Here is a 16,515-nt window from a genome sequence, read left to right on the forward strand (position 1 = left end):
CTTAGATCAGGATCACCGCCCACACCAGGGTAATCATGGTCAGTGCCACGAATTGCGCGGCGCTGCCCATGTCCTTGGCGTTCTTGGACAGCGGATGGCGATCCAGGGAGATCCGGTCAATCGCCGCTTCCACCGCCGAGTTGAGCAATTCAACGATCAACGCCAGCAGGCACACGGCAATCAACAGCGCCCGCTCAACGCGGCTGACGTGCAGGAAAAAGCTCAGCGGGATCAGGATGACGTTAAGCAACACCAACTGACGGAAAGCCGCCTCGCCGGTAAAAGCCGCACGCAGGCCGTCCAGGGAATAGCCCCCCGCATTGAAGATCCGTTTGATACCGGTTTGACCCTTGAAAGGCGACATAGACATAGGCAACTGAACTAAAGGAGTGGGGAAACTAGAGCACGCAAAGTCAAAAAAGCGTGAATCGGTTCCATCTTAATGCTGCGAAATTGACTCAAGTTGTTGCAACAGCAGCGCCGCCTGGGTGCGAGTACGCACGCCCAGCTTGCGGAAGATCGCCGTCACGTGGGCCTTGATGGTCGCTTCCGACACGCTCAACTCGTAGGCAATCTGCTTGTTCAACAAGCCTTCACACACCATGGTCAGCACGCGGAATTGCTGGGGCGTCAGACTGGCCAGGCCATCACGCGCCGCCTTGGCATCGTCGGACACGTTGATTTCTTCAAACGCCTGGGGCGGCCAGGACACATCGCCGTCGAGCACGGTGCGCACGGCTTTCTGGATGTCTTCCATGGCGCTGGACTTGGGGATGAAACCGCTGGCACCGAACTCTTTGGAGCGTACCACCACGTCGGCTTCTTCCTGGGCCGAGACCATCACCACGGGAATCTGCGGATACTGCCCGCGCAACAACACCAGACCCGAGAAACCGTAGGCGCCGGGCATGTTCAGGTCGAGCAGCACCAGGTCCCAGTCGGATTTTTCGGTGAGGCGGGCTTCCAGCTCGGCAATGCTGGCCACTTCGACCAGGCGTACGTCCGGGCCAAGGCCCAGGGTCACTGCTTGATGCAGGGCGCTGCGAAACAGCGGATGGTCATCGGCTATCAGGATTTCGTATGTGGCCATTGATTAAATGATCCTGTTTTTTATGGGAGCCCTGATGGGTTCAGGGTTCGCCAATACACAAGGCGGTTAGCCTGGGGGTCAAGCACTACGCCCGTGGGCATTTTAGCGGGTTACGCGCTCTGGGTGCCATCATGCAAACGTCGTCTGGCTATACCGCTGGTACATAGGGCGCAAGACGTTGATGAACATTGTCTTCCATGTTCAACGGCAACTGGAACTTCGCCGCCAGGTAATGAGTACTGAATACATCCAGGTAGGCATCCAGCACTTCGCTGGCAGTATCGTCGGCGGCCAGCTCCAGGCACAGCGCAGCGACTTCGGCCGTACAGAAATGATCATCGCGCTTGGAGCGGCGCAGCTTGTAGCGTGACAGCTGCTCGGGCGCCAGGCTCAATACCGGCAAATGCTCCAGATACGGGCTTTTGCGAAACATCTTGCGCGCTTCGCTCCAGGTGCCGTCAAGCAGGATGAACAATGGGCGCTTGCCCTCCTCCACCTTCACTTCGTTCACCACACGCTCGGGCGCGACAAATTCGCCGGGGAACACGATGTAGGGCTGCCACTGCGGGTCGGCCAGCAAGGTCAGCAAAGCCGGGTCGACTTCGGTACGCGACCAGGCGAACGCGGTGGTGTCATCGATCACATCGGCGATCAGCCAACCCGTGTTACTGGGTTTCATCGGCTCGACATCGTGCATGAGCAGGCACATCGCGGAACGGGCCTCGACCTTGGGCCGCCAGGCGCAAAGACAATACTCGGGGATCACCCGACAGCCAGGGCAGCGTTCGGCACGGGAACCGCGATTGAGGAACGGCCTGACGGCACGGGCCAGGCGCTGGGTGCGTAGGCGAGAGACGGCGTGGCTCATCGGTTGCGCCGTTGGGGCGGGTAAATCGACACAGTGAAAACTCATGGAGGGCTTAAGTGGCCGCAGTTTACCAGCGATACGCCTGGCTGTAGTGGCAAGGGGTCACCTATAATTGCGCGCCACTGAACGCTCAGCGCAGTGGCTGGTCTATGCACCAGTAACCGAATCAGGAGAGTTTCATGCTGCGTTCCATGCTGCGTCTTGCCGCCCCCTCCATCGCGCTTGCGCTGGTATTGCCCGTCGGCGCCCAGGCGGCCTCGCTGCTGGAGGCCCAAATGAACCGGAAGCTGCAAAGCGTCGCGGCCGAAAGCAACAAGGACCTGCCCCGGGAAATCGACGAAAAAACCCTGGAAGTGGCCTACACGGTTGAAGGCATGCAATTGATCGATCATCTCAGCGTACAGCCAGACCGCGCTGAGCAGATGCGCGCCAACCCCAAGGCCGTATATTTCCAACTCGGCCAGAGCGTCTGCCTGAACAAGGGCTATCGCGAACTGATGGCCAAAGGTGCAGTGATGCGCTACGAAATCACTGAGAACAAGACCAATCGCCCTGTTGCCTCGGTGAAATTCATCGAAGCCGATTGCCCGGCGCCTGCTGCAGCCAAGAAGAAAAAGTAACGGTTTGACCCTCGCGCGCTGCCGTTCGGTGGCGCGCACGCCCTCCGCTTCAAGTCCTTCCAGACAGCTAAACTGCGTAACAGGCGCCCAATAAGTGGTTGCCAGCCAAGGGTTTTGCGGCCCATGATCAAGCCATCCCAACCGTTTATTCACAGCGATTTCTCATGCTGTTCTGTAACAATTTCAGGGCAAAAGAAGGTTGCCCCCTGCGGCAAGCAGCGACACATGCAGTGTCGTCGCTCCGGCGAATGGCTCGTCGGCCACCCGGGCCCTGTAAGAAGGAGACGTTGAATGCCTTACGAACCGAATGACCGCCTGCTCCAGCTTTTTGAAGAAAACGGGGCCGACCTCACGCAGCAGGTCGAAACACAACTCCAACTGATCGCTCCCAACAGCCCGAATATCCCTTTGTATCGCGACATGATCCTGACTGTGCTGCGCATGGCGAAGGACGACCGCAGCCGCTGGAATGCCAAGATCACCCTGCAAGCAATCCGCGAGTTGGATAACGCTTTCCGTGTACTCGAACAATTCAAAGGGCGCCGCAAAGTCACGGTGTTCGGCTCGGCCCGTACGCCGGTCGAAAGCCCGCTGTACGCGTTGGCCCGAGAAGTGGGCGCGGTACTCGCGCAATCGGACATGATGGTGATCACCGGCGGCGGCGGCGGGATCATGGCGGCAGCTCATGAAGGCGCTGGCCTGGAACATAGCCTGGGGTTCAATATCACCCTGCCGTTCGAGCAGCATGCCAACCCGACCATCGACGGTACTGAGAACCTGCTGTCTTTCCACTTTTTCTTCACCCGCAAACTGTTCTTCGTCAAGGAAGCCGATGCACTGGTGCTGTGCCCGGGCGGTTTCGGCACGCTGGATGAAGCGCTTGAGGTATTGACCCTGATCCAGACCGGCAAGAGCCCACTGGTTCCGGTGGTACTGCTGGATGCACCGGGCGGCGGGTTCTGGCAAGGCGCCCTGGATTTTATCCGCAGCCAGCTGGAGGCCAATCGCTATATCCTGCCCACCGACCTCAAGCTGGTGCGCTTGGTCTACAGCGCAGAAGAGGCAGTGGAAGAGATCAATCGGTTTTATGCCAACTTCCATTCCACCCGTTGGTTGAAACGTGAGTTTGTGGTGCGCATGCATCACCCGCTCAGCGATCGGGCACTGGCCCATTTGCAGAGTGAGTTTGCGAGCTTGCGGTTAAGCGGGGAGTTCCAGCAGCTTACGTATACGGGTGAGGAGCATGATGGGCCGGAGTTCAGCCATTTGACGCGGTTGGTGTTCAACTTCAATGGTCGTGACCAGGGCCGACTGCGGGAGTTGGTGGATTACATCAACTTGCCGGAGAACTGGGTGCAGGCTCAGGGGAAGGCGCAGCAGCGGGTGACGCCGGAGCCGGCGTAATTTTTTAGTTTTTTCGCAAATAAAAAAGCCCCGCCTGCAGTAATGCAGGCGGGGCTTTTTGTAGTGAGCGGGCTTGTCCCGCGCTGGGTGGCGAAGCCGCCCCAATAAGGCCGCCGCGGAGTATCAGGTATAACGTGGAGTCTGGTTTTGGGGCGGCTTCGCCACCCAGCGCGGGACAAGCCCGCTCACTACAACAGCACAATCTCCGATGTTCAATCGTCCATATCCCGGCCGCTCAGTAGGCGGCTGATCATCTCCATCGAAAAACCGCGATAACTCAGAAAGCGTCCCTGTTTCGCGCGCTCTTTGGCATCAATCGGCAGATGACCAGAGAACTTGCGGCGCCAGGTGTCTTCCAACTGCGACTGCCAACTGATTCCGCTTTCACGCAGGGCCAGATCAATATCAGCACGTTGAAGGCCGCGCTGGCTCAATTCTTCGCGAATCCGCGCCGGGCCGTAGCCAGAGCGGGCTCGATAGGAGACAAAGCTTTCGAGGTAACGGGATTCCGACAACAACCCTTCTTCCGTCAAACGGTCAAGGGCGGTTTCGATCATCTCGGGTTCTGCGCCGCGCTGACGCAGCTTACGCGTCAGCTCGACTCGACCATGCTCGCGGCGAGCGAGCAGGTCCATTGCAGTGCGCCGAACGGCGACGAGTGTATCCAGTACAACTGTCATCGTTGAAATCAGATATCAGAATCAGCTTCTTCGACTTCTTCAACCTGCTCACGGTTGGCAGCAGCCTTAACATCAGGCGCTGCGCTCAACAGCTTGTCGCGAATCTGCTTCTCAAGCGTGGCGGCGATATCCGGGTTTTCTGCCAGGAACTTGGCCGAGTTGGCTTTGCCCTGACCGATCTTGCTGCCGTTGTAGGCATACCAGGCGCCGGACTTCTCGACGAAGCCGTGCAGTACGCCCAGGTCAATCATCTCGCCGTTCAGGTAGATACCCTTGCCGTAGAGAATCTGGAACTCCGCCTGACGGAAAGGCGGGGCCACTTTGTTCTTCACGACTTTAACGCGGGTTTCGCTACCGACAACCTCGTCACCTTCTTTCACCGCACCAGTACGACGGATATCCAGACGGACCGAAGCGTAGAACTTCAGCGCGTTACCGCCGGTGGTGGTTTCCGGGCTGCCGAACATCACGCCGATTTTCATACGGATCTGGTTGATGAAAATAACCAGGCAGTTGGCATTCTTGATGTTACCGGTGATTTTACGCAGCGCTTGGGACATCAGACGAGCCTGCAGGCCCACGTGCATGTCACCCATTTCGCCTTCGATTTCAGCTTTCGGTACCAGGGCAGCCACGGAGTCGACCACGATCACGTCGATAGCGTTGGAGCGCACCAGCATGTCGGTGATTTCCAGGGCTTGCTCACCGGTGTCCGGCTGGGAAACCAGCAGGTCGTCGACGTTGACGCCCAGCTTGCCGGCGTATTCAGGGTCCAGGGCGTGCTCGGCATCGACGAACGCGCAGGTCGCGCCCATTTTCTGCGCCTGGGCGATCACCGACAGGGTCAGGGTGGTTTTACCGGAAGATTCCGGACCGTAGATTTCAACGATACGGCCTTTTGGCAGGCCGCCAATGCCGAGGGCGATGTCCAGGCCCAGAGAGCCAGTGGAAATAGCCGGGATCGCCTGACGGTCGTGATCGCCCATACGCATTACGGCACCCTTGCCGAATTGACGTTCGATCTGACCCAGGGCCGCAGCCAAGGCTTTCTTCTTGTTGTCGTCCATTAAAGTCCTCACGTAATCAATAAGGCCTGACGGCCAACACCTGTATAAGTAGACAGTATTGTTCCACAAAGATCCGGAATCGCCTACCCCTGATTTTCTATTTCTGCTGCAGCTCGTCGCAACAAGCCCTCTAGCGCGGCCTTTACCGTTTGTCGGCGGACCTCATCGCGAGTGCCGGGGAAGTGCTGGAGCTCGGCCGTCACTTCGTCGCCAACACCAAACGCGAGCCATACAGTGCCCACCGGCTTGTCCGGCGAACCACCATCCGGCCCGGCCACTCCGCTGACCGCCACGGCAAACCGCGCCAGGCTTTTGTCCTGGGCGCCACGCACCATCGCCTCCACCACTTCCTGGCTGACGGCCCCAACTTTCGGAAACAAGGTTTCCGGCACATTCAACTGCCTGGTCTTCTGTCGATTGGAATAGGTGACGTAGCCCGCCTCGAACCAGGCAGAACTCCCCGGGATTCGCGTGATGGCCTCTGCGATACCGCCGCCGGTACAGGACTCGGCCGTAGTGACATGGGCATTGAGCACCTGTAGACGGCGACCCAATTCGGCAGCCAGTTGAGTGATTTCCTTCACGGTCGTCTCCAGAAGTACGCGGGGGGTTTGCCTACCCTACAGGAGCAAATCGGACAAGCAAGCGACAGACTGGATCAAGATACTAACGGGCGATGGCACGCACATACGCCTGGCAAGCACGCAGGGCAATCACTGCGTTGTCGCCGTCGTCGGTGATGCCGATAATTCGTTGAGCATGCGCCGGGTCAAGTCGGGCTCGCGGGGCTGCATGAACCATGCTGCCGGGGGTGGAGGCTGGCACTGAGCAGCCGTCGGCAGCGTCGAGAAGGACTGACAACCGCACATCAGCAGTGGCCAGGCGCTCGCGCAGAGCAGCTTGCAGACGTTGGGCATCGTTCAACTCCCTGGCATGTTGTTGGTCGCTGGCGCTGAGTTGTTGCTCCAGCGCCTGGCGTTTGTGGTGTTCCGCCTGCTGTTGGTGCAACGCAGCCTGTGCCTGTGCAGCCGACTCGCCCTCGATCTGCGCCCCGTACCGCCACGCCTGCACTTGCCAGGTAAATGCGATCAGCAGACCAACGCAGATCAGTCGCCAGCGCGCTAGGAAACGCATAGTACTGCCTTCGCCCGCGCCCACAGCCGCAAACGCTCCTCCAGGCCATTAAGCCCACCGTTGATACGCCGGGTGATGGTCATGAACTCATCCTTGTCAGCCAGCTCATTCAAACCATTGCTCTGCCAGAACCAGGCGGCGGAGTCAGCCGCCCAGCGCGCTTGTTCAAGTAACTCCGGCTCTCGTAACAAGCGATCATCGCCAAACAACGCCTGGCTACAGGCTAAGTAATTGCGACGACCCGTAATCTGGATCAACCCTCTGCCCCGATACCTTTGTCCATCGCCGTCCTCCTCGGGAGTATTGCCTAAGCGAGCGGCCAACAGGCCCGTATCGTATTGACTGAGGGATTGGTCATCGCCCAACTCGCGCACGTAGCGCAGTTCTGCGGATTCGTGGCCGATTTGAGCGAGAAAAGCCGCTATGCGCTTTGGCGTATTGATTCGATAGAGCGCCATTGCAACATTCAGTACCTCGATGAAAATTGCCGCTCGATAACCAGCGCTTGGCATAACGGCCTGAAGTTGTTTAACCAGCATCGGAATTTGCCTCCTGCACCTGACGCCATAAAAAAGCCCCGCATGCGAGCGGGGCCTGGTTAGGGATTACGTAAAAAACTCAGCGGCTTGATGGGGTATCGATTGAACGCTTTACCGCAGGCTTATTTCCAGGTGGCCGTCGCAGCTCAATAACGCTTGAGCTTGCTTGTTACCAAAGTCAAACGGCACGATCCACCAATCATTGATCTCGTCGTAACGAGCACCCGACTGGAGTGCGTAATGCCCCCCACCGTTCGCTTGCGGATGTTCAACAAAATACGCATCCAAAGATTCGGTGAAAAAAGCCTCTCCCTTTCCCGAGCAGTTCTGATGCGGTTGTTCGTTTTCGCAGCCACCCAGAACGGCGCTGCCCCCAAGCAACACGAGAAATCCAAAAACCTTTTTCACCGAAATCCTTACCTTGTCCCTGAGAACTGGACGGCTTGCTCACCCAGGATATTAATGTAGTAATCCGTATGCCCGAACGCCTCACCGAGCCCCTTCAGAAACGTGGTGAGTGCTTCCTGCGCCCAGGTGCGATTGCTTTTGTCAGCATCGTAGAAGTCACTATTCAACGAGTAGCTTCCGCTAAACGTATAAGTGCCATCAGGCTGGATATCAAGCACCCCTTTAACGTTGCCGGACACTCGGCCCAACATGCCCGCCGCCGGTACATCGATGGGTGCCTTGTCGAAAACGTTGTAGCTGAAGGGGGCATTGATTTCAAAATGCCCGACGTTACCGGCATCGTTGAGCAGCGAGGCGATTGGCTGAAAATCACGGGCAAGCATCTGTAGGTTCAATGAGCTTACATGCACGTTGCGCTGTTGGCCGCCACCAAAAATCCAATAACCGATGGCAGCCAACGGCATCAGAGGTGTGCCGTAAAAATCGATCGCATGGGTTCGAAATGGCTTTTCATAGGTAATAGGGCCCGAATAAAGCAGGCTGCCCCACGCGGGTTCAATGTAAGCACCTCGGCCGTTACCCAGGTAGTAGGGCGCACCGTGATAACTCGCATAGGTTTGCAGCAATGTCACCGCCGCTTCGCAGTGGACTTTGAGTTGCTGGAGTACGCTCATTTCGTCCTTGACGCTGAGGCCTTTGAACGCTTCGATCATTACCGCAATGCTGTCGCCAACCGCCGCAGCTTCACAAAGCGCTTCGCCATTGAGCAGCATGTTCCGTGCTGCCCCGCCGATAAATTCAACCTCGGCCTGGGCCGAGGGTAGGTTGATAAATTCTAGATCCCAGTCTGCGTTCAGCGAAAACTCGCTAGAGACGCCAGGTTGGTCGGGATACACGTAAGTAGGAGCAAGTTCGATTGTCATGTCAGACCCTTTGAGTTGGATAAATGGTCGCGCAGGATTGCGCGCTCATGTCGCTCAACGGCGATACGTCGAGGCTCGCGGCCTTCACATGATTTAACGTTCCGCACCGGGAACACTTCACCTGGAGCTCGGTGAACCCACCCGTTCGAGCGAGAAGCCGATTGCACTTGCCACATCGAAATTCGTCCAACATCACCTAAGTCCTTTTATTGAGCCATCCAGGAAGCGCCTTGAAACCGGCTCTTGAGCGAACCCCTGCATTGGCTACTGCTGATCCGGCTCATTGACCCCGATGCGCTTGGCCGCCCAACGTTCATAAAGGCCAATGGCGACATCCGCACCGGCCATGGCGGTGAGGCAACCAATGGCGCCGGCGGTCCAGATCGACATGCCGGCGGCGTAGCACAGCATCAATGCCGAAACCCCGCAGACCATGCACGCCCCAGACCGCAGGGCCAGGCGCCGCACCAGCGACCAACCGCGGGCGCCCTCCTTGTCGGCGCGCCACATTTCACCACTGACCCCGCCGATCAAGGCCAGTACGATCACCAGCCAGATAGGCATTTCCGCTAACGCTTGCTGCTCGTTTGTCATGTCACGCCTCCTGGCTGAGCAATGCCGGCAACGTGCCGGGTTTTAACTACTTCCGTGTGTAGGTAGGCATTCCAAAAAGCCCGGCTGCCCGGGCTTTTCAGTAATGATGTCCTCAATCTTTCGGCGCAACTGGCGCGGTACGGATCTTTCCTCGATGTTTTTCCGACCACGATCCCTGTCTGCCGGATAACTGCTTCTGGTGCTTTACGCTGCACACCCGGGTCAGTTGCCAACCCTCTGAACCGTTGAGGCCGGTTCATCGCTGCCTGTTTTTGTGTTGCCGTAAAACTAAAGAGCGTCGGCATCCTTGCCGGTGTTGCCTGGCGTCCTTGCCATCGCTCTGATGGCGTCCTTGCCGATGTTGCGTGCCGTCCTTGTCTTCCTTGGCAGCATCCTTGCCACCTCCACCAGGCCTTGTTGGCTGGCTTGAGATGGAGAATAGGTATGTATGGATATACAGTCAATGCATAAATGCATTTATTTTCACCAGACAAATGCATCAGTGCATTTAGAGCCTTGCAGGCAAGGGGATTGGCAGTTTTTGACAGGCGAAAAAAAGCCCGCGCAACGGCGGGCTTTGTCTTACGTAATGAAGTTAACGGGCGTACATGCCCCACCAGAACACATGACCGAGGATGCTGATCTGTTCATCCTGGATCTCCTGGAAGCTGTAGTCCTCGTCCGGGTGCTCATCGCGGTTGAAACTGCGCAGGCGAATCCCGGAAGGCAGGCGATAGAGCTGTTTTACCCGCAGTTGGCCGTTGTGATTGATGGCGTACAAGTCGCCATCCACGATATCGCCAATCCCACTCTTGCCCGCATTCACCCCGACCGTCGCGCCGTCCCGCAGCACCGGCAACATACTGTTGCCGCGCACCGTCACGCACTTGGCCTGGTCAAACTGCACACCGTTATGCCGCAGGCTGCGCTTGCCGAACCGCAGGCTGGCTTTCTCGCTTTCCTCGATGACGAATCTTCCTGATCCAGCAGCCAATTCAACCTCGCGCAGAAAGGGGATCGACACCTCGTCATCATTCACGGGGGTGTCGTCGTCCCACAGGCTTATGTCCTTGAGTTCCGAATGCATCGGGTCACGTGCGTCTTCGCGCGAAACACCCAGCGCCACGCGCCCGCGTAGCTGGTCGGTGCTCACGCGAAAATACTCGGCGATGCGGGAGATATGCTTGTCCGACGGATCAACGATCTTGCCGCTGAGGATCCGGGACAGTGTGGATTGAGGCACGCCAGTCCGCCGGTGCAGCTCCGTGGGGGAGATCCGGTCGCGGTCGAGCAGCTCACGTATGACGATAGAAACGTTGCGTTTTTGCATAGCGCGGATAGTGACGGGGGTTTGGGGGGTTGGCAAATGCTAAATTGCATATTTATGCGCAAGTCAGATTGTATTAGGTGAAGTTTCGGCCAGCAAAGAGGCTGTAACCTCGTGATAGCCTGCCTAACACCACAGCAATAGATGGGGATGTTTGATGAAACAGGCCGCATTTCCCAAGACTGGCAGAATGACTCCGGTAGAGATTGAGATTGCAGAAGATGCTCTACGCTTTGCTCGCTCAAATAAAAAGTCAATTGCCAGGCGCCTGACAGACACCAGCATCTATCCATCAGAGGAGTCACCAGTATCCGTCTTCATGGCTGGATCGCCTGGTGCTGGGAAAACAGAGGCTTCCATAGCTCTTGTGAGCCTATTCGCTGACACGCCCATTCTAAGAATCGATCCTGATGAACTCCGCAATGAGTTTGCCGCTTACCAGGGAGCAAATTCGTGGCTATTCCAAAGCGGCGTATCGATTCTGGTTGAAAAGATAATTGACCACGCCTTGGACCAGCGGCAGTCCTTTCTTCTCGATGGCACGCTTTCGAACCTTAAGGTCGCCAGAAGAAATGTTGAGCGCTCATTGAAAAAAGGAAGGTTCGTACAAATTTTGTATGTCTATCAAAATCCGATGCTTGCTTGGGATTTTGTGCAGGCACGTGAGGAAGCTGAGGGCAGGAGAATTCGTAGGGAGCATTTCATCGAGCAGTATTTCGCTGCGCGTGACGTAGTGAACGCCCTTAAGCTAGAGTACGGGAGCGATGTTCACGTGGACTTGCTCATCAAGCACATCGACAATTCCGGACGACTGTACAAAGCTGGTGTCGATAAGATTGACTACCATATCCCCGAGCAGCACACGCGGGCCGATCTAGAAACCAAACTCGGGCCACTATCAGGAGCGCATTGATGATTTCGATCAAGCTTGGCTTGTCCAAAGGGGTGAAAAGCTCTTTTGCCGACTTTATTCGTGACGCAAAATCCGATCAGAAAAAGCGTGTTTACAGCGAAGTACTCACCGAGGCAACCAAGCAACAGAACCTCGTGATGATGAAGGCTGAGGCAAAACGAACCTGATTGTATTCAAACTACTTATTGAAGCCCGGCCCAACGTCGGGCTTTTTATTGGGTCAATGTTTCCCCCCGACCTCGCGTGTTAACCTTGCCGCCATCGCAAAATCGCCGGGCCGAATGCCCCACCTTTGCCCCACTCCTTTCAACGAATTTGCTAACTATCTGATGAGTAAGAACACTTCCGATCTGTCCTCCCACACCCCGATGATGCAGCAGTACTGGCGCCTGAAAAACCAGCACCCTGATCAGTTGATGTTCTATCGCATGGGCGACTTCTACGAGATCTTCTACGAAGACGCGAAGAAGGCCGCCAAGTTGCTGGACATCACCTTGACCGCGCGCGGGCAGTCGGCGGGGCAGTCGATTCCGATGTGTGGGATTCCTTATCACTCATTGGAAGGTTACCTGGTCAAGCTGGTGAAGCTGGGCGAGTCGGTGGTGATCTGTGAGCAGATCGGCGACCCGGCTACGAGCAAAGGGCCGGTGGAACGTCAGGTGGTGCGCATCATTACGCCGGGGACGGTGAGTGATGAAGCGCTGCTGGATGAGCGCCGCGATAACCTCATCGCCGCTGTGCTGGGCGATGAGCGCCTGTTTGGGCTGTCGGTGCTGGATATCACCAGCGGCAATTTCAGCGTGCTGGAGATCAAGGGCTGGGAGAACCTGCTGGCGGAGCTTGAGCGCATCAATCCGGTGGAATTGTTGATTCCGGATGACTGGCCCAAGGACCTGCCGGCAGAAAAACGCCGTGGGACCAAGCGCCGTGCGCCGTGGGATTTCGAGCGTGACTCGGCGCTGAAAAGCCTGTGCCAGCAATTCTCCGTGCAGGACCTTAAAGGCTTCGGCTGCGAAACCCTGACCCTGGCTATCGGCGCCGCCGGTTGCCTGCTCAGCTACGCGAAGGAAACACAGCGCACTGCCCTGCCGCATTTGCGCAGCCTGCGTCACGAGCGCCTGGACGATACCGTGGTGCTTGATGGCGCCAGCCGGCGCAACCTGGAATTGGACACCAACCTGGCGGGCGGGCGCGACAACACCCTGCAATCGGTGGTCGACCGTTGCCAGACCGCCATGGGCAGCCGTTTGCTGACGCGCTGGCTGAACCGCCCGTTGCGGGATCTGAACGTGCTGCAAGCGCGTCAGTCGTCTATTACCTGTCTGCTGGACGGTTATCGCTTCGAGAAACTGCAACCGCAGTTGAAGGAAATCGGCGATATCGAGCGCATCCTGGCGCGGATCGGCCTGCGTAATGCGCGGCCCCGTGACTTGGCGCGCCTGCGTGATGCTCTCGGTGCCCTGCCTCAGTTGCAAGCAGCGATGACCGAACTGGACACGCCGCACTTGCAACAACTCGCCGTGATCGCCAGCACCTATCCTGAACTGGCGGCGTTGCTGGAAAAAGCCATCATCGACAACCCGCCGGCGATCATCCGTGATGGCGGCGTGCTGAAGACCGGTTACGACAGCGAGCTGGACGAACTGCAAGCCCTGAGCGAAAACGCCGGGCAGTTCCTGATCGACCTGGAAGCCCGCGAAAAAGCCCGTACTGGCCTGGCCAACCTGAAAGTCGGCTACAACCGCGTGCATGGCTACTTTATCGAGTTGCCAAGCAAGCAGGCCGAATCGGCACCGATCGATTATCAACGTCGGCAGACCCTCAAGGGCGCCGAGCGCTTTATCACGCCGGAGCTCAAAGAGTTCGAAGACAAGGCACTGTCGGCCAAGAGCCGTGCCCTGGCTCGTGAAAAGATGTTGTATGAGGCCTTGCTTGAGGACTTGATCAGCCAACTGGCGCCGCTGCAGGACACTGCTGCCGCTCTGGCCGAATTGGATGTGCTGAGCAACCTTGCCGAACGTGCACTGAACCTAGATCTGAACTGCCCGCGCTTTGTGAGCGAGCCGTGCATGCGCATCGTGCAAGGGCGTCACCCAGTGGTGGAGCAAGTGCTGACCACGCCGTTCGTCGCCAACGACCTGTCGCTGGATGACGACACTCGCATGCTGGTGATTACTGGTCCGAACATGGGCGGTAAATCCACCTACATGCGTCAGACCGCATTGATCGTGCTGCTGGCGCATATCGGCAGCTTCGTGCCGGCGGCCAGTTGTGAGTTGTCGCTAGTGGACCGCATTTTCACCCGTATCGGTTCCAGTGATGACCTGGCCGGTGGTCGTTCGACCTTTATGGTGGAAATGAGCGAAACCGCCAACATCCTGCACAACGCCACCGAACGCAGCCTGGTGCTGATGGACGAAGTGGGTCGCGGCACCAGTACTTTCGACGGTTTGTCCCTGGCCTGGGCAGCGGCCGAACGTTTGGCGCATCTGCGGGCGTATACGCTGTTTGCCACCCACTACTTCGAACTGACCGTGTTGCCGGAAAGCGAACCGCTGGTGGCGAATGTGCATCTCAATGCCACCGAGCACAACGAGCGCATCGTGTTCCTGCACCACGTGCTGCCTGGACCGGCCAGCCAGAGCTACGGCCTGGCCGTTGCCCAGTTGGCCGGCGTGCCAAATGAAGTTATCACCCGCGCCCGCGAACACCTCAGCCGCCTGGAAACCACCGCTTTGCCCCATGAAACCGTGGTGGCCAGCCCGGCTAAAGCCTCGAGCAAACCCGCTGCGCCACACCAGAGCGATATGTTCGCCAGCCTGCCTCATCCAGTGCTGGAAGAGTTGGCTAAGCTTGACTTGGACGACTTGACGCCGCGCAAAGCGCTCGAAATGTTATATGCACTGAAGGTTCGGATATAACGCTGACGCTTGCAAGCTGGTAGACTCTCGCGCGGTTTGGGATGCTGCGGGCTTTTAGCCTGGCCTGCAGACTATCGCTCCCGAACCTCGCGAGCCCTGCCACAAAGGGTTTCGCTGCCGCCGCCTGAGGAGAGAATTAGAAATGACCTTCGTCGTCACCGACAACTGCATCAAGTGCAAGTACACCGACTGCGTGGAAGTATGTCCGGTGGACTGCTTCTACGAAGGCCCGAATTTCCTGGTAATCCACCCGGATGAGTGCATCGATTGCGCCCTGTGTGAGCCGGAATGCCCGGCCGTCGCAATTTTCTCCGAGGACGAAGTCCCGGCAGGTATGGAACAGTTCATCCAGCTGAACGTCGAGCTGGCTGAAATCTGGCCCAATATCACCGAGAAAAAAGATTCGCTGCCTGACGCAGCTGAATGGGATGGCAAACCGGGCAAGATCGCTGAGCTGGAACGCTGATCGGTTTGCTGTGACAGAAAAGGCCCTTCGGGGCCTTTTTTGCGTTTTGAGGGTAGCGTTTACTTTTCTACAGGCAAAAAAAGGGGCGGTATGACCCGCCCACATTTTTTCCCTAGTCCCTGTATTCCTTTTCATCATCCTGATGAATCGCATCCTGCGACGTTCCTTCAAACCATCGTTCCTTGATGGCTGTGCCAATCCGTGGACACAGGGCTGATCTTAGAGAGTTCCAAAAGAAGTTCAACGGGATGCGACTCGGTGACCGATAGGCAAAGCCGTCTACGCAACGATAAATATTTGTTTAATATCAAACAGATAGAAAAATCTTGCGCTGTTTCGAGTCGCTCATGCCGACTGAAAAAACCATTCGCTTACGGAAAAGTAAGCGAATGCTTACACCAGCCATTGCGTAAAAGCGTAAAAAGCACCCGTTCTCACTCAGTCGTCGCTGACGGTAATCGTCGGCATGGCCGGCGCCGCGGCTTCCTGCAGCACAATTCGCGCGCCCACATGACGGGCAAGCTCCTGGTAGATCATGGCGATCTGGCTGTCCGGCTCGGCGACCGCCGTAGGCTTACCGCCGTCGGCCTGCTCACGGATCAACATCGACAGCGGCAGCGAGGCCAGCAGTTCGACACCGTATTGGGTCGCAAGCTTCTCACCGCCGCCTTCACCGAACAGGTGCTCAGCGTGACCGCAGTTGGAACAGATGTGCACGGCCATGTTCTCTACCACGCCCAGCACCGGGATATTGACCTTGCGGAACATCTCCACGCCTTTTTTCGCGTCGAGCAGCGCCAGGTCCTGGGGCGTGGTGACGATCACCGAGCCGGCCACCGGGACCTTCTGCGCCAAGGTCAATTGGATATCACCGGTGCCTGGAGGCATGTCGATCACCAGATAGTCCAGGTCGCCCCAGGCGGTCTGGGTGACCAGTTGCAGCAACGCACCGGAAACCATCGGCCCGCGCCAGACCATCGGCGTGTTGTCATCGGTAAGAAAGGCCATGGACATGACTTCCACGCCCAGGGACTCGATAGGTACAAACCATTTCTGATCCTTGACCTTCGGTCGCGTGCCCTCGGCGATGCCGAACATCACGCCTTGGCTGGGGCCGTAGATATCGGCGTCCAGAATGCCGACGCGCGCGCCTTCACGTGCCAGTGCCAGTGCCAGGTTGGCGGCGGTCGTGGATTTACCCACGCCACCTTTGCCCGAAGCCACGGCGACCACGTTCTTGACGTTGGCCAAGCCAGGAATCTGTGCTTGAGCCTTGTGCGGCGCAATCACGCACTGGATGTCGACCTTGGCCGCGCGAACACCGTCCAGGCCTTCAATGGCCATTTGCAGCATCTGTGCCCAACCGCTCTTGAACAGGCCGGCGGCATAGCCGAGCTCCAGCTGGACCGAGACCTGGTCGCCCTGGATGTCGATGGCACGTACGCAACCGGCGCTGACCGGGTCCTGGTTCAAATAGGGGTCGGTGTACTGGCGAAGAACGGCTTCCACCGCTGCGCGATTGACGGCGCTCATGGGCTACTCCCGAAAAAAGACTGACTGA

At 57.6% G+C, this 16,515-nt stretch carries 20 protein-coding genes; 6 read left to right on the plus strand and 14 right to left on the minus strand.

Features of this window, described 5'->3' with window-relative positions; all coding sequences use genetic code 11:
* Position 1 precedes the first annotated feature (1 nt).
* From DYL61_RS14820 to DYL61_RS14830, 3 genes are all read right to left on the minus strand, one after another.
* Entirely contained in the window at positions 2-370 is a 369-nt protein-coding gene (locus tag DYL61_RS14820; RefSeq protein WP_176159775.1) for a diacylglycerol kinase, read from the minus strand.
* 69 nt (positions 371-439) lie between these two features.
* Positions 440-1,090 (minus strand): response regulator transcription factor ErdR, encoded by a 651-nt coding sequence (erdR, locus tag DYL61_RS14825; RefSeq protein WP_135308922.1) that lies wholly within the window; start codon positions 1,088-1,090, stop codon positions 440-442.
* Positions 1,091-1,238: 148 nt separating this feature from the next.
* The gene (locus DYL61_RS14830; RefSeq protein ID WP_135308923.1) at positions 1,239-1,958 is read right to left on the minus strand and encodes a tRNA-uridine aminocarboxypropyltransferase; all 720 of its coding nucleotides are present in this window, start codon (positions 1,956-1,958) and stop codon (positions 1,239-1,241) included.
* Positions 1,959-2,137: 179 nt separating this feature from the next.
* Here DYL61_RS14830 and DYL61_RS14835 point away from each other — a divergent pair, with 179 nt between their 5' ends.
* The gene (locus DYL61_RS14835) at positions 2,138-2,578 is read left to right on the plus strand and encodes a PA3611 family quorum-sensing-regulated virulence factor (protein WP_135308924.1); all 441 of its coding nucleotides are present in this window, start codon (positions 2,138-2,140) and stop codon (positions 2,576-2,578) included.
* 291 nt (positions 2,579-2,869) lie between these two features.
* Positions 2,870-3,982: an LOG family protein gene (locus DYL61_RS14840; protein ID WP_135308925.1), complete on the plus strand. Its 1,113-nt coding sequence runs from the start codon at positions 2,870-2,872 to the stop codon at positions 3,980-3,982.
* A gap of 212 nt (positions 3,983-4,194) precedes the next feature.
* Here DYL61_RS14840 and recX read toward each other — a convergent pair whose 3' ends face one another.
* From recX to DYL61_RS14895, 10 genes are all read right to left on the minus strand, one after another.
* Complete coding sequence (gene recX, locus DYL61_RS14845) at positions 4,195-4,662, minus strand: recombination regulator RecX (protein WP_135308926.1); 468 nt, start codon at positions 4,660-4,662, stop codon at positions 4,195-4,197.
* Positions 4,663-4,670: 8 nt separating this feature from the next.
* A complete protein-coding gene (recA, locus tag DYL61_RS14850) occupies positions 4,671-5,729 on the minus strand; it encodes a recombinase RecA (protein WP_135308927.1) in 1,059 nt (352 codons plus the stop codon).
* Positions 5,730-5,812: 83 nt separating this feature from the next.
* On the minus strand, positions 5,813-6,313 hold the full coding sequence (locus DYL61_RS14855; protein WP_135308928.1) for a CinA family protein: 501 nt from the start codon (positions 6,311-6,313) through the stop codon (positions 5,813-5,815).
* Between the two features lie 82 nt (positions 6,314-6,395).
* Positions 6,396-6,863, minus strand: a complete 468-nt coding sequence (locus DYL61_RS14860; RefSeq protein ID WP_135308929.1) for a lysis system i-spanin subunit Rz — start codon at positions 6,861-6,863, stop codon at positions 6,396-6,398.
* Positions 6,851-7,402 (minus strand): glycoside hydrolase family 19 protein, encoded by a 552-nt coding sequence (locus DYL61_RS14865; RefSeq protein WP_135308930.1) that lies wholly within the window; start codon positions 7,400-7,402, stop codon positions 6,851-6,853. The genes DYL61_RS14860 and DYL61_RS14865 overlap by 13 nt, the downstream gene beginning before the upstream one ends.
* A 111-nt stretch (positions 7,403-7,513) precedes the next feature.
* On the minus strand, positions 7,514-7,810 hold the full coding sequence (locus DYL61_RS14870; protein WP_135308931.1) for a hypothetical protein: 297 nt from the start codon (positions 7,808-7,810) through the stop codon (positions 7,514-7,516).
* An 8-nt stretch (positions 7,811-7,818) separates the two neighbouring features.
* The gene (locus tag DYL61_RS14875; protein ID WP_135308932.1) at positions 7,819-8,733 is read right to left on the minus strand and encodes a lipid II-degrading bacteriocin; all 915 of its coding nucleotides are present in this window, start codon (positions 8,731-8,733) and stop codon (positions 7,819-7,821) included.
* A 1-nt stretch (position 8,734) separates the two neighbouring features.
* Positions 8,735-8,926 (minus strand): Com family DNA-binding transcriptional regulator, encoded by a 192-nt coding sequence (locus tag DYL61_RS14880; protein WP_135308933.1) that lies wholly within the window; start codon positions 8,924-8,926, stop codon positions 8,735-8,737.
* A gap of 71 nt (positions 8,927-8,997) precedes the next feature.
* Positions 8,998-9,327 carry a phage holin family protein gene (locus tag DYL61_RS14885; RefSeq protein WP_135308934.1) on the minus strand — a complete coding sequence of 110 codons (330 nt, stop codon included), beginning with the start codon at positions 9,325-9,327 and terminating at the stop codon, positions 8,998-9,000.
* A gap of 595 nt (positions 9,328-9,922) precedes the next feature.
* Positions 9,923-10,657 carry a LexA family transcriptional regulator gene (locus DYL61_RS14895; RefSeq protein ID WP_135308936.1) on the minus strand — a complete coding sequence of 245 codons (735 nt, stop codon included), beginning with the start codon at positions 10,655-10,657 and terminating at the stop codon, positions 9,923-9,925.
* Positions 10,658-10,844: 187 nt separating this feature from the next.
* On the opposite strand from DYL61_RS14895, the gene DYL61_RS14900 reads away from it, so the two are divergent.
* The 4 genes from DYL61_RS14900 to fdxA all read left to right on the plus strand — a co-directional run bounded on the left by DYL61_RS14900 (position 10,845) and on the right by fdxA (position 14,954).
* Complete coding sequence (locus DYL61_RS14900) at positions 10,845-11,567, plus strand: zeta toxin family protein (RefSeq protein WP_135308963.1); 723 nt, start codon at positions 10,845-10,847, stop codon at positions 11,565-11,567.
* Positions 11,567-11,734, plus strand: coding sequence for a hypothetical protein (locus DYL61_RS31280; protein ID WP_167497966.1), 168 nt, complete (start codon positions 11,567-11,569; stop codon positions 11,732-11,734). Before DYL61_RS14900 ends, DYL61_RS31280 begins: the two co-directional genes overlap by 1 nt.
* Before the next feature lie 162 nt (positions 11,735-11,896).
* The gene (mutS, locus tag DYL61_RS14905) at positions 11,897-14,488 is read left to right on the plus strand and encodes a DNA mismatch repair protein MutS (protein ID WP_135308937.1); all 2,592 of its coding nucleotides are present in this window, start codon (positions 11,897-11,899) and stop codon (positions 14,486-14,488) included.
* 142 nt (positions 14,489-14,630) lie between these two features.
* Positions 14,631-14,954, plus strand: a complete 324-nt coding sequence (fdxA, locus tag DYL61_RS14910; RefSeq protein WP_135308938.1) for a ferredoxin FdxA — start codon at positions 14,631-14,633, stop codon at positions 14,952-14,954.
* 438 nt (positions 14,955-15,392) lie between these two features.
* On the opposite strand, the gene apbC is transcribed toward fdxA, so the two are convergent.
* On the minus strand, positions 15,393-16,487 hold the full coding sequence (gene apbC / locus DYL61_RS14915) for an iron-sulfur cluster carrier protein ApbC (protein WP_135308939.1): 1,095 nt from the start codon (positions 16,485-16,487) through the stop codon (positions 15,393-15,395).
* Positions 16,488-16,515: the final 28 nt, after the last annotated feature.

Source organism: Pseudomonas nabeulensis (assembly GCF_004682045.1).
In the GTDB taxonomy this organism is placed as follows: Bacteria; Pseudomonadota; Gammaproteobacteria; order Pseudomonadales; family Pseudomonadaceae; genus Aquipseudomonas; species Aquipseudomonas nabeulensis.

What these genes read in the sequence shown, in the direction of transcription:
- DYL61_RS14875 (WP_135308932.1), bottom strand. Translation starts at nt 8,733, where the DNA reads ATGACAATCGAACTTGCTCCTACTTACGTGTATCCCGACCAACCTGGC.
- DYL61_RS14820 (WP_176159775.1), bottom strand. Translation starts at nt 370, where the DNA reads ATGTCTATGTCGCCTTTCAAGGGTCAAACCGGTATCAAACGGATCTTC.
- DYL61_RS14880 (WP_135308933.1), bottom strand. Translation starts at nt 8,926, where the DNA reads ATGTTGGACGAATTTCGATGTGGCAAGTGCAATCGGCTTCTCGCTCGA.
- recA (WP_135308927.1), bottom strand. Translation starts at nt 5,729, where the DNA reads ATGGACGACAACAAGAAGAAAGCCTTGGCTGCGGCCCTGGGTCAGATC.
- DYL61_RS14885 (WP_135308934.1), bottom strand. Translation starts at nt 9,327, where the DNA reads ATGACAAACGAGCAGCAAGCGTTAGCGGAAATGCCTATCTGGCTGGTG.
- DYL61_RS14865 (WP_135308930.1), bottom strand. Translation starts at nt 7,402, where the DNA reads ATGCTGGTTAAACAACTTCAGGCCGTTATGCCAAGCGCTGGTTATCGA.
- DYL61_RS14900 (WP_135308963.1), top strand. Translation starts at nt 10,845, where the DNA reads ATGACTCCGGTAGAGATTGAGATTGCAGAAGATGCTCTACGCTTTGCT.
- erdR (WP_135308922.1), bottom strand. Translation starts at nt 1,090, where the DNA reads ATGGCCACATACGAAATCCTGATAGCCGATGACCATCCGCTGTTTCGC.
- DYL61_RS14895 (WP_135308936.1), bottom strand. Translation starts at nt 10,657, where the DNA reads ATGCAAAAACGCAACGTTTCTATCGTCATACGTGAGCTGCTCGACCGC.
- apbC (WP_135308939.1), bottom strand. Translation starts at nt 16,487, where the DNA reads ATGAGCGCCGTCAATCGCGCAGCGGTGGAAGCCGTTCTTCGCCAGTAC.
- mutS (WP_135308937.1), top strand. Translation starts at nt 11,897, where the DNA reads ATGAGTAAGAACACTTCCGATCTGTCCTCCCACACCCCGATGATGCAG.
- fdxA (WP_135308938.1), top strand. Translation starts at nt 14,631, where the DNA reads ATGACCTTCGTCGTCACCGACAACTGCATCAAGTGCAAGTACACCGAC.
- DYL61_RS14835 (WP_135308924.1), top strand. Translation starts at nt 2,138, where the DNA reads ATGCTGCGTTCCATGCTGCGTCTTGCCGCCCCCTCCATCGCGCTTGCG.
- DYL61_RS14830 (WP_135308923.1), bottom strand. Translation starts at nt 1,958, where the DNA reads ATGAGCCACGCCGTCTCTCGCCTACGCACCCAGCGCCTGGCCCGTGCC.
- DYL61_RS14840 (WP_135308925.1), top strand. Translation starts at nt 2,870, where the DNA reads ATGCCTTACGAACCGAATGACCGCCTGCTCCAGCTTTTTGAAGAAAAC.
- DYL61_RS31280 (WP_167497966.1), top strand. Translation starts at nt 11,567, where the DNA reads ATGATTTCGATCAAGCTTGGCTTGTCCAAAGGGGTGAAAAGCTCTTTT.
- recX (WP_135308926.1), bottom strand. Translation starts at nt 4,662, where the DNA reads ATGACAGTTGTACTGGATACACTCGTCGCCGTTCGGCGCACTGCAATG.
- DYL61_RS14860 (WP_135308929.1), bottom strand. Translation starts at nt 6,863, where the DNA reads ATGCGTTTCCTAGCGCGCTGGCGACTGATCTGCGTTGGTCTGCTGATC.